Source organism: Streptomyces sp. NPDC048106 (assembly GCF_040706415.1).
Lineage (GTDB): Bacteria > Actinomycetota > Actinomycetes > Streptomycetales > Streptomycetaceae > Streptomyces.
Genome location: NZ_JBEZND010000001.1, coordinates 454426 through 466423, shown reverse-complemented (window position 1 = coordinate 466423; position 11998 = coordinate 454426). Strand labels below are relative to the sequence as shown.

6 protein-coding genes and 1 pseudogene are annotated in these 11998 nt (G+C 73.6%); 2 read left to right on the top strand and 5 right to left on the bottom strand.

The features are described from left to right. From AB0927_RS02075 to AB0927_RS02065, 3 genes are all read right to left on the bottom strand, one after another. Positions 1-338: sugar phosphate nucleotidyltransferase (locus AB0927_RS02075; RefSeq protein ID WP_366665516.1), on the bottom strand; the 338-nt coding region annotated here is incomplete at its 3' end. Between the two features lie 121 nt (positions 339-459). After that, a complete protein-coding gene (locus tag AB0927_RS02070; RefSeq protein WP_366665515.1) occupies positions 460-4953 on the bottom strand; it encodes an Rne/Rng family ribonuclease in 4494 nt (1497 codons plus the stop codon). A 262-nt stretch (positions 4954-5215) separates the two neighbouring features. Further along, positions 5216-5992 (bottom strand): TIGR03936 family radical SAM-associated protein, encoded by a 777-nt coding sequence (locus AB0927_RS02065; RefSeq protein ID WP_366665514.1) that lies wholly within the window; start codon positions 5990-5992, stop codon positions 5216-5218. A gap of 178 nt (positions 5993-6170) precedes the next feature. On the opposite strand from AB0927_RS02065, the gene AB0927_RS02060 reads away from it, so the two are divergent. Further along, a complete protein-coding gene (locus AB0927_RS02060) occupies positions 6171-7142 on the top strand; it encodes a YhjD/YihY/BrkB family envelope integrity protein (RefSeq protein ID WP_366665513.1) in 972 nt (323 codons plus the stop codon). Positions 7143-7225: 83 nt separating this feature from the next. After that, positions 7226-8438: pseudogene (locus AB0927_RS02055) on the top strand (globin domain-containing protein). A 42-nt stretch (positions 8439-8480) separates the two neighbouring features. Here the strand turns inward: AB0927_RS02055 and AB0927_RS02050 are convergent. After that, positions 8481-10406, bottom strand: coding sequence for a TIGR03960 family B12-binding radical SAM protein (locus tag AB0927_RS02050; RefSeq protein WP_366665512.1), 1926 nt, complete (start codon positions 10404-10406; stop codon positions 8481-8483). Between the two features lie 70 nt (positions 10407-10476). Then, complete coding sequence (locus AB0927_RS02045) at positions 10477-11973, bottom strand: CYTH and CHAD domain-containing protein (protein ID WP_366665511.1); 1497 nt, start codon at positions 11971-11973, stop codon at positions 10477-10479. Positions 11974-11998: the final 25 nt, after the last annotated feature.

Genomic DNA, 11998 nt, shown 5'->3' with positions numbered 1-11998 from the left:
TTGGCGAGGATCACACCGTCCTTGAGCGCGTCCCGCCCGCACCACAGGGAGTAGGCGTTGTTCCACTCCTCGGCCTTGTCGTTGTCGATCAGGGTGAGCTTCAGGCCGTACTTCTCCTCGAACTCGGCCTTGCGCGCGTAGACGGCCTCCTTGCGGTAGCCGACGATGACCGCGACCTCGGTCAGACCGATCTCCGCGAAGTTGCCGAGGGTCAGGTCCAGGACAGAGACGGCCTCGGGCCCGTCCTCCGCGCCGACCGGCACCAGGGCCTTGGGCAGGGTGTCCGTGTAGGGGCGCAGACGCCGTCCGGCGCCGGCCGCCAGCACGAGGCCTATCATCGCGGTTCTCTCCTTCGGTTCAGGGGCGCGGGCCGGGGGCGCGGTGCCCCGGCCCGCTGGAAAAACAGGTGCGGTCCTCTCCTTGCCGGACAGGACCGCACCCCGACGCGCCGGTGACCGGTCAGTCGACGGAAGTCGACTGCGGGGCCGCCGCGGTCTTCTTGGCCGCCGTCTTCTTGGCGGCCGCCTTCTTCGCCGTCGTCTTCTTCGCGGCGGTCTTCTTGGCGGCGGTCTTCTTCGTGGCCGCCGTCTTCTTGGTGGCCGCCTTCTTGGCCGTGGCCTTCTTGGCCGCCTTGCGGGCGGTCTTCTTGGCCGGGGCCGGAGCCTCCTCGGCGGCCTCCTCGGGAGCCTCCTGGACCGGGGCCTCCTCGGCGGGTGCCTCCTCCACCGGGGCCGGGGCGGCAGTCTCCGCCGCCGACGGGACGACCACGACGGCCGCCTCCTCGGACGCGGTCGGCGCGGCGGCCTGCCGCACCGCACGGCGGCGCGCACGGGCCGGGGCGGCGCTCTCGGCGGGCGCCGGCGCCTCCTCGGCGGCGGGCTCCGCCACCGGGGCCGCGGGCGCGGTCTCGGCGACGGTCACCACGGTGGCCTCGGCACCCGCGGGGGAACCGGCCGGCGCGGACACCTTCCGGGTCGCCCGACGGCGCGTACGGCCCTTGGGCGCGGCCTCCTCGACGGCCTCGGCAGCGGGAACCACCTGGTCCTCGGCGGCCATGGGCTCGGCCAACGCCTCGGCGGCCGGCTCGGGACGCACGGGGCGCGCCGCCGCCTCCTCGGCGGTGACGTCCTGCGCGGTCGGCACGGCGGCCTCGGCGACGTCCTGGGCGGCCGGCGCGGCGGCCTCGGCACTCTTCGCCGCGGCCTTCCGGGCGGACTTCTCCGCCTTCGGCGCGCCCGCCGGGGCCGACGCGCGGCGGCTCGCCCGGCGGCGGGTACGGCCGCGACCGGCCGCCGCCTCCGCCTCGGCGACGCTGCTGTACAGCTCCTCGTCCGGCGCGAACTCCGGGGCCGCGAGGGCGACCGGCTCGGCGATCTCGGCGGCCACCTCGGCGGCCGTCTCGATCTCCGGCTCGACGGCCTCGCCGGTCTCCACGGCAACCGCGGCGGTCTCGTGCACGTGCTCGTGCGGCTGCTCCTGCGCCTCGCCGCCACGGCCGCGCTTCTTGCGCTTGCCGCCGCCACCGCCGGAGCTGGGCTGCTCCAGGTGGACGATGACACCGCGGCCGTTGCAGTGCACACAGGTCTCGGAGAAGGACTCCAGCAGACCCTGGCCGACCCGCTTGCGGGTCATCTGCACCAGGCCCAGCGAGGTCACCTCGGCCACCTGGTGCTTCGTACGGTCGCGGCCCAGACACTCCAGCAGGCGGCGCAGCACCAGGTCGCGGTTGGACTCCAGGACCATGTCGATGAAGTCGATCACGATGATGCCGCCGAGGTCGCGCAGCCGCAGCTGACGCACGATCTCCTCGGCCGCCTCCAGGTTGTTCCTGGTGACCGTCTCCTCCAGGTTGCCGCCCTGGCCGGTGAACTTGCCGGTGTTGACGTCGATGACGACCATCGCCTCGGTCCGGTCGATCACCAGCGAACCGCCGCTGGGCAGCCAGACCTTGCGGTCCAGGGCCTTGGCGAGCTGCTCGTCGATCCGGTAGGTGGCGAAGACGTCGACCTCGGAGGTCCACTTGGACAGGCGGCCCGCCAGGTCCGGCGCGACGTGCGAGACGTACCCGTGGATCGTCTCCCAGGCGTCGCCACCGCTGACGATGACCTTGGAGAAGTCCTCGTTGAAGATGTCGCGCACGACCCGGACGGTCATGTCCGGCTCGCCGTAGAGCAGCGTCGGCGCGTTGCCGCTCTTGGCCTTCTTCTGGATGTCCTCCCACTGCGCCTGGAGCCGCTCGACGTCCCGGCGCAGCTCGTCCTCGCTCGCGCCCTCGGCGGCGGTGCGCACGATGACGCCCGCGTCCTCGGGGACGATCTTCTTGAGGATGGTCTTCAGCCGGGCCCGCTCGGTGTCGGGCAGCTTGCGGCTGATGCCGGTCATGGAGCCCTCGGGCACGTACACGAGGTAGCGGCCCGGCAGGGAGACCTGGCTGGTCAGACGCGCGCCCTTGTGCCCGATCGGGTCCTTGGTGACCTGCACCAGCACCGACTGCCCGGACTTGAGGGCGGACTCGATGCGCCGCGGGCCGTTGCCCATGCCGAGCGCGCCGAAGTTGACCTCACCGGCGTACAGGACGGCGTTGCGGCCCTTGCCGATGTCGATGAAGGCGGCCTCCATCGACGGCAGCACGTTCTGCACCTTGCCGAGGTACACGTTGCCGACGTACGAGGTCGACTGCTCCTTGTTGACGTAGTGCTCCACGAGCACGTTGTCCTCAAGGACGCCGATCTGGGTGCGCTCGCCGTGCTGGCGGACGACCATCACGCGATCGACGGCCTCACGGCGGGCCAGGAACTCGGCCTCGGTGATGATCGGGACGCGGCGGCGGCCCTGCTCACGGCCCTCGCGGCGGCGCTGCTTCTTCGCCTCCAGACGGGTCGAGCCCTTGATGGACTGCACCTCGTCGGACGGCTCGCTCTGCTTGCGCGGCTCGCGGACCTTGACGACCGTACGCTCCGGGTCGTCGGAGGACGGCTCGGTGTCCGCGGAGGTGTCACCGGCGCGGCGACGACGGCGCCGACGACGGCGGCTGCCGGCGCTGGAGCCGCCCGACTCCTCGCCGTGCGCCTCCTCGGCGTCCTCTTCCTCCTGCTCGGCGGTGTCCTCGGCGTCCTGCGTAGCCTGCTCGGCGGCCAGTTCCTCGGACTCGTCCTCGGCGCCCTCGCCCTCGGCGGCGTCCCCGCGGCGGCGGCGACGGCCGCCCCGGCGGCGACGGCGGCGCGAGGAGGACTCCTCGTAGCCGTCGGCGTCCTCGGCCTCGCCCTCGGCGCCCTCCGGCTCCTCGTCCTCGTCCTCGTCCTCGACGGCCTCGACGGGCGGGGCCGTCTCGACGCGCTCGGCGCGGCGGCGACGACGGCGGCGCGAGCCGGACTCGGCGCGCTCCTCGGCGTACTCGTCACGCTGCTGGGGCTCCGCGGGCTCCTCCGCCGCGACGGGCTCGGTGGCCTCCGCCGCGGCCTCGGCGGCGGCCCGCTCCGGGGTCTGGAAGCGCGGCTCGGCGAACACCGGCGCCTGGAAGACGGCGACGGCCGGACGGGCGGGCCGACGCGAGCCCTCCTCGGCCTCGGCGGCGCGCGCGGGCTCGGAGAACCCGGACGCGGGGCGCACGGCCCGGCGCCGGGCGCGACGCGGGGCGGCGCTCTCGGCGGCCCCGGACGCCTCGGCGGCGGCCGGAACGGCTTCGACGGCCGGCGCGGGCTCGGTGGTGTGCGTGGTGACGGGGACCTCCGGGGTGTGCGCGGCCTCGGCCGCGGGGGCGCCCTCGGGCGCGGAGACCCGGCGGGTGGCACGCCGGCGGGTGCGCCGCGGGGCGGCGTCCTCGGCGAGCGCGTCCTCGGTCCCGGTGGCGGGGGCCGGGACCTCGGCGGCGGGCTCGGCGACCGGGGCCTGGGCCTCGGCGGCCGGCTCGGCGGTGGCCGGGGCCTCCTCGGCGGCCTTCGGCGCCCCGGCGGGCGCGGAGGCGCGGCGGGTGGCGCGACGGCGGGTACGGGCGGGCGCGGCCTCGGCGGCGGGCTCCTCGTCGGCCGTCACGGCCTCGGCGGCTGCCGGGGCGGCGGGCTCGACGGCCTCCACGGTCTCGACGGCCTCGGCGGCGGGCGCACCGGCCGGTGCCGACGCACGGCGCGTGGCACGACGACGCGGACGCGCGGCAGGCTCGGCCTCGGGCTCGGTCGCGGTGGCGACCGGCTCCTCGACGGCCGGGACCACGCTCTCCTCGGCCTGGGCCTCGGCGGCGGGCGCCCCGGCGGGCGCGGACGCACGGCGCGTGGCACGACGACGCGGACGCGCGGTGGGCGCCTCCTCCTGCGCCGGCTCGGCCTCGGCGGCGGCCGGCGCGGCGGTCTCCGTGGCAGCGGCCTCGGCAACAGCGGCCTCGGGGGCGGCGGTTCCGGCCGCACGGCGGCTGGTGCGGCGCCGCGGACGCGCGGCGGGCGCCTCGTCCTCGGCGGGGGTCTCCACGGCGGCGGCCTCCGTCTCCACCGCGCTCGGCGTCGCGACGCTGCGCGTGGCCCGGCGGCGGGTGCGGCGCGGCGCGGCCTCCTCGCCGACGACGACCTCGCCGCCGTCGGCGACCTCGGCGGCCTCGGCCGGCACGACGGTCTCCGCGGGCTCGACGGCCTCGGTGGCGGGCGCCCCGGCGGGCGCGGACGCGCGGCGGGTGGCACGGCGGCGGGTGCGGCCGGCGGGCGCGGTCTCCTCGGCGGCCTGGGCCGCGGCGGTCTCTTCCGGTTCCGCGGCCGCGACGGCGGCGGCCTCCTCGGCCTCGGTGGCCTCGTCGGTCACCTCCGTGTCCGCGGCCGGTATGGCCGGGACGGTGACCTCGGCGGGCGCCTCCCCCGCGACGGGCGGACCCGCCGGGCGGGAAGCGGCACGGCGACGCCTGCGCGGCGGCAGGGTGTCGCTCGGAGTGTTGAGTTCGGAACCCTCGGTGGGTTCGGTCGGCTCGAGCATGCGGGCGTTTCTCCCGTCAGGCTCCCGGGCGCCGCGCCTGGGTCCGGCACCGGCCCGAAGGGGCCGTCCACCGGTGACGTCCACGGCCCGCGCGATGCGCGATGGCCGCCGTCCGGGGCGCGGGCGCCGCACGGGAGCACTCTGTGTCCTGTCTCGCCGGTTCCGTACGCCTTGTCGGTACGGCCTGGCGAAAGTCTTCTGGTCGGTGCGCTGCCCGACCCAGGTGGCTCCCGAGTACGAGGGCGGCGCTACGACGTCCGTCCTACGCGGGACCTTCCGGCGCCGGCGCCGTCGCGGCGGCAGCCGGTGCGGCCGTCAGGGCCGTGGCTGCCTCGCGGTCGGGCGCGAGCGGGTCGGTCACCGTGCCGGTCTCTTCATCGAACAGCCCCTGCGCCAGCCTGGTCACCGCTGCGGGGACCGGCGGCGCCAGGTCGGCCACGGCGCGAAGACCGGACAGGACGTCGTCGGGTCGTACGGCAGGCGTCACGTGCCGAACAACCAGCCGCAGTATCGCACAGGGCTGGTCGGTCGGCCCATCGGCCGGTGCGCCGTGCGCCTGAAGGCTCGCCACGGCCGGGCGGGCGTCGAAGGTGCGCACACCGTTCTTGGTCATGCGCTGTACCTCGACGGACCCGGCCCCGTTGAAGGCCTCGACCGCGCGCTCGGCGTCGGCCGGATCGACTCCGGTGAGCCTGAGCTCCCAGACGGAGGCCGTCAGCCGGTCGGCGAGACCCGAGGTGTGTGCCTCGACCGCGTCGACGATGTCGAGCCCGGTGGGCAGCGACTCGTCGAGGAGGACGCGCAGTTTCTCGGGGTCGCGCGACGCGGTGAGCGCGATCTCCAGGTACTCCGCCTCACTGCCGGTGCCGGTGGGTGCGGCATTGGCATACGACACCTTCGGGTGCGGCGTGAATCCGGCCGAATATGCCATGGGCACCTCGGCACGGCGCAGCGCACGCTCGAAGGCGCGCTGGAAGTCTCGGTGGCTGGTGAACCTCAGGCGGCCGCGCTTGGTGTAGCGCAGTCGGATGCGCTGCACCGCGGGTGCGGGCGGCGGGCCTTCGGGCTGTCGCTTGCCCAGTGTCCTAGTCCTTCGTGAGAGCGGTCGTACCTCCTACCAAGAGTACGTGCCGCGCGGCCCTGAGGTTCCCCTCGTGTCGACCAGGGGTGGAACGGGGAGGTCCGGCTACCCTTCACAGCCACCCCTTTCGATCACTTTGCCCCGCTCCGAACGATCCCCGGAGGCTACGACGGCGGAGAACCGCGGCCGGCGCCTGCTCAGGACCCTCACCTTCTGGCTGCGTCCTGCGTTCACGCTGCGGGCGCTGGGCCGGTTCCAGCGCATCGCGGGCTTCGACCGCTCCATGGCCCTCGCCTCCAGCGCCCTGACCGCGCTGGTACCGCTGGTGATCCTGGGCGCCGCGGTGCTGACCAGCGTCGGCTCGTACGACATCGCGCAGCAGCTGATCACGCGGTACGGCCTCACGGGCGAGGGCGCCGCGGCGGTCGACTCGCTCTTCGCCCCCGAGGAGGAGAAGGCGGACGTCAGCGTCATCGGGGTGCTGTTCCTCGCGGTCTCGGCACTGAGCTTCACCCGGGCCCTGCAACGCCTGTTCGAACAGACCTGGGAGCTGACGTCCCTCAGCGTGCGCAACACCCGCAACGGCCTGGGCTGGCTGCTCTCCGGCGCCTGCTACATGGCGATCAGCGGCCTGATCCAGTCCCTGCCGAACGAGAGCCGGGCGCATGTGCTCAGCGCGGTCGCCGAGCTGCCGGTGACCGCGGTCTTCCTCGTCTGGAGCGGCGTCCTGCTGTCCGCCCGCCGCATCGCCTGGCGCGACCTGGTCCCCTTCGGCGTCACCGGCGCCGTGGCCATCGCGGTCTACTCCGTGGGCGCGACCCTCTACCTCCCCCACCTCTTCAACACCTCCGCCCACCGCTACGGAGTCGTCGGCGCCGTCTTCGCGATGATCTCCGCCCTGTTCGCGGTCATGCTCTGCGTCGTCGGCGCCTCCGTGGTGGGCCGGGAGGTCCGCGACGAACTCACCCGCATCTCCCACGGCGAACGCACCCCGGACGACGAGGTGCGCCGCCAGTGGGACGCCATGGTCGACCAGGCGCGCTCGCGCTGGCGCACGGCCCGCCGCCAGGTCACCCGCCGGCGCGCCGGGCCCCCGCCGGACGACTGAGCGGGCGAACGTGTCGGACGGGACCGCCAGGGGTACCGGGGGCAGACGAGACGAACCCTCCCGCGCCACAGAGGGGAAGTGACATGCTTTCCGACCAGTCGCGCCCTGTCATCACCGCGACGTTGCCGGTCGTCGGCGAGCACATCGGCGAGATCGCGCAGCGCTTCTACAAGCGGCTGTTCACCGAGCATCCGGAGCTGATGGACGGCGTGTTCAACCGGGGCAACCAGGTGAACGGCCAGCAACAGCAAGCCCTCGCCGGGTCGGTCGCCGCGTTCGCGACGACCCTGGTGGAGACGCCCGAGCGGGTACCGGAACAGCTGCTCCGCCGGATCGCCCACAAACACGCCTCGCTCGGCATCCGCCCGGACCAGTACCAGGTCGTCCACGACAACCTCATGTGGGCGATCGGGGACGTCCTGGGCGACGCGGTCACCCCGGACGTCGCCGCGGCCTGGGACGAGGTGTACTGGCTCATGGCCAACGCCCTGATCAACCAGGAACGCGGCCTGTACAGCGCGCGCGGGGTGCGGCCGGAGACGGTGTGGCGGGACTGGGAGGTCGTCCGCAGGATCCGGGAGAGCGACGACGTGGTGACCTTCGTCGTGCGGCGCACCGACGACCGCCTGGTGAAGACGTCGCTGCCCGGCCAGTACGTCACCCGTGCGGATGCGGATGCCCGATGGCACGCTTCAGCCCCGCCAGTACAGCCTCACCCGCGCCGACGACGGGGAGCACCGCCAGTTCTCCGTGAAGCGGGTGCGCGGCGAGGGCGGCGATCCGGACGGCGAGATGTCGACGCTCCTGCACGACTCCGTGGACGTGGGCGACAGGGTGTCGCTGTCCCTGCCGTACGGCGACGTCGTGCTCGACGACGCCGGGCGCCCGGTGGTCTTCGCCAGCGCGGGCATCGGCATCTCCCCCATGGCGGGCATGATCTCCCACCTGGCGGCGGCCGAGTCCGGACTGTCGATCACCGTGCTCCACGCCGACCTCGAGGAGAGCCAGTTCCCGCTGCGCCGCCAGGTCGTCAACGACGTGCTGGCGCTGAAGAACGCCCGGATGTACCTCTGGTACGAGAAGGGCGCGCAGAGCATGGAACCGGTGGACGGGGTCTTCGAGGGCCTGATGGACCCCACCGCCGTCGACCTGGCCGACGACGCCGTGTACTACCTCTGCGGCCCCCTCCCCTTCATGCAGGCCGTACGCAGCCGCCTGATCGACCACGGCGTGGCCCCCCACGACATCCAGTACGAGGTCTTCGGCCCCGACCTGTGGCAGGCCGACCTGGACTGACCCCGTAAGGCGCCCGGACCGGAAGATCCGGACGCCTCACGGCTACTTCTTGACCGTGAGCGGCAGCAGCTTCTTGCCGGTCGGGCCGATCTGGATGGAGGTGTCCATCTGCGGGCAGACGCCGCAGTCGAAGCACGGGGTCCAGCGGCAGTCGTCGACCTCGGTTTCGTCGAGGGCGTCCTGCCAGTCCTCCCAGAGCCAGTCCTTGTCGAGGCCGGAGTCGAGGTGGTCCCAGGGGAGGACCTCCTCGTAGGTGCGCTCGCGGGTGGTGTACCAGTCGACGTCGACGCCGTGGGGCGCGAGGGCCTTGTCGGCGCAGGCCATCCAGCGGTCGTAGGAGAAGTGCTCGCGCCAGCCGTCGAAGCGGCCGCCGTCCTCGTAGACGGCGCGGATCACGTCGCCGATGCGGCGGTCGCCGCGGGACAGCAGGCCCTCGACGATGCCGGGCTTGCCGTCGTGGTAGCGGAAGCCGATGGAGCGGCCGTACTTCTTGTCGCCGCGGATCTTGTCGCGCAGCTTCTCCAGGCGCGCGTCCGTCTCCTCCGCCGACAGCTGCGGGGCCCACTGGAAGGGGGTGTGGGGCTTGGGGACGAAGCCGCCGATCGAGACGGTGCAGCGGATGTCGTTGGCGCCCGAGACCTCGCGGCCCTTCTGGATGACGTGGGTCGCCATGTCGGCGATCTGCAGGACGTCGTCGTCGGTCTCCGTGGGCAGGCCGCACATGAAGTACAGCTTCACCTGGCGCCAGCCGTTGCCGTAGGCCGTGGCGACCGTACGGATCAGGTCGTCCTCCGAGACCATCTTGTTGATGACCTTGCGCATGCGCTCGGAGCCGCCCTCGGGGGCGAAGGTCAGGCCGGAGCGGCGGCCGTTACGGGTCAGCTCGTTGGCCAGGTCGACGTTGAAGGCGTCCACGCGGGTGGAGGGGAGCGAGAGGCCGATCTTGTCGTCCTCGTAGCGGTCCGCCAGGCCCTTGGCGATGTCACCGATCTCCGAGTGGTCCGCGGAGGACAGCGACAACAGGCCGACCTCTTCGAAGCCGGTGGCCTTCAGGCCCTTGTCGACCATGTCGCCGATGCCCGTGATCGAACGCTCGCGCACCGGGCGGGTGATCATGCCCGCCTGGCAGAAGCGGCAGCCGCGGGTGCAGCCGCGGAAGATCTCCACCGACATGCGCTCATGGACCGTCTCGGCCAGCGGGACGAGGGGCTGCTTGGGGTACGGCCATTCGTCCAGGTCCATGACGGTGTGCTTGGAGACCCGCCACGGCACGCCCGACTTGTTCGGGACGACGCGGCCGATACGGCCGTCGGGGAGGTACTCGACGTCGTAGAACGCCGGGATGTACACCCCGCCCGTCTTCGCCAGGCGGAAGAGGACCTCCTCGCGGCCGCCGGGGCGGCCCTCGGCCTTCCACTCCCGGATGATCCGGGTCATGTCCAGGACGGCCTGCTCGCCGTCGCCGATGATCGCCGCGTCGATGAAGTCGGCGATCGGCTCCGGGTTGAAGGCCGCGTGGCCGCCGGCCAGGACGATCGGGTCGTCCACGGTGCGGTCCTTGGACTCCAGCGGGATGCCGGCCAGGTCCAGCGCGGTGAGCATGTTCGTGTAGCCCAGCTCCGTGGAGAAGCTCAGCCCGAACACGTCGAAGGCCTTCACCGGCCGGTGGCCGTCCACGGTGAACTGCGGGACGCGGTGCTCGCGCATCAGCGCCTCCAGGTCCGGCCACACGCTGTACGTGCGCTCGGCGAGGACGCCGTCCTGCTCGTTGAGCACCTCGTAGAGGATCATGACGCCCTGGTTGGGCAGACCGACCTCGTAGGCGTCCGGGTACATGAGCGCCCAGCGGACGTCGCACTCGTCCCAGTCCTTGACGGTGGAGTTGAGTTCTCCACCTACGTACTGGATCGGCTTCTGCACGTGCGGGAGCAGAGCTTCGAGCTGCGGGAAAACCGACTCGACAGGCATCTCGCGAACCTTCATGAGCTGACAGGGGTGACCATCCAGCGTAACCCGCCCGCGGGCTTCCTCCGAACGGTCAGCTCGGCCAGCGGTCCCCGGCCTCCCGCCACCGCGCGGGCAGCTCCGCCTCCGCGGCCGCCGCCCGGGCCTCCTCCCTGCCGTACAGCACCCCGTACGGGAACGCGTTCTCGCCCGCCGCATGGGCCACCGCGGCCAGCTCGCACAGGGCGCGGCGGGCCATCACGCTGTCCTGGTGGTCGCCGAGGAGGGTGGTGAGGGACTTCATGGCGGCGGTGAGGTCGCGGGCGGGGGCGCCGAGGGCGGGGGTGGCGGCCTCGGCGGCGTACCGGGTGCGCTTGGCCTTCTTGCGGGACTCGTGCAGGGCGAGGTCGCGGTCCTCGCCGGGCGGGAGGCTCAGGGCCCGCTCGACCACGGCGGTGAGCCGCGCCAGGTCCTTCTCCACCGCCTTGGCGAGCGTCTTCCGCGGTTTCCGCGCGGCCGCCTCGCGCAGCGGCGGGTCCGCGAGGAGGGCGTCCAGGGTGTTCAGGAGGGCGAGGTGGCGGGAGGAGTCCAGGACGCCGGTGAGGTGGGCGTGGGCGCCGGCCCCGCGGGTCCGGGCCCAGGACGCGAGGCGGTCGTGGACCAACCCTGTCGCCAGGGCGGGCGGGAGGGCGCCGAGGGCCGCGGTCAGGCGGTCGGCGAGCACCTCCTGGTCGCGGTCGACGCCCAGCTCGCCGGCGAGCCACTTCAGCTCGGCCGCGACCGGATCGGTGACGGCCCGGTCGAGGACGGCGCGGAAGGTGCGCAGGGTGCTGCGGGCGCGGCGAGTGGCGACCCGCATCCGGTGCACGGCGTCGGGGGTGCCGAGGCGGACGGCGGGGTCGAGGGCGACCAGGGCGTCCCGCTGGGCGCGAAGGTAGGCGAGGACGTGGTCGCCGGCGGTGGCCGGTGCGGCGGGCTCGGGAGGTGTGCGGCGGGCTCCTGTGCGCTCCAGGGCGCGGACCAGTTTGGACGGTGCGGCGGACGGCCGTACGCCTGCTCTGGTCAGCCGTTTCTCCACCTGGTCGAGGAAGGCCGGGTCTCCCCCGTCGGCCAGTTCCACCTCGATCTCGGTCCACTGGACGGTCCCGCCCGCGCCGGTGAGCCGCTCGGCGGTCACGGCGTCGACGCTCGCCTCGGCCAGCAGGGCGCCGTCCGCGTCCACCAGGTGGCGCACGTCCCGGGCGGAGCGCAGCCTGACCAGCGGGACCAGTTCGGCCTCCCGGACCCGGGAGCGGACCAGGGCGGCGAGTTCCTCGGGGAGGGTGTCGGAGAGGGGTGCCCGGACCTCGTCGCGGACCCCGGGGGCGACCGGGAGCTTGAGATGCCAGCCGGCGTCGGAGCCGCCGGTGCGGCGGCGCAGGGTGAGGAAGGCGGCGGCGAGGCGCTGGTCGGCGGTGTCGTAGTAGGTGGCGTCCAGCTCGGCCAGGCCCTTGTCGAGTACGGCCGCCACCCCGCCGACACCGGTCAGGTCGGGCAGCCCGCTGTCATCGGATTCGTACTTGCGCTCGATCTCGCGTTTCGTCTCCGCCATGAAGCGAATCTAGTGCGCGGCGGGC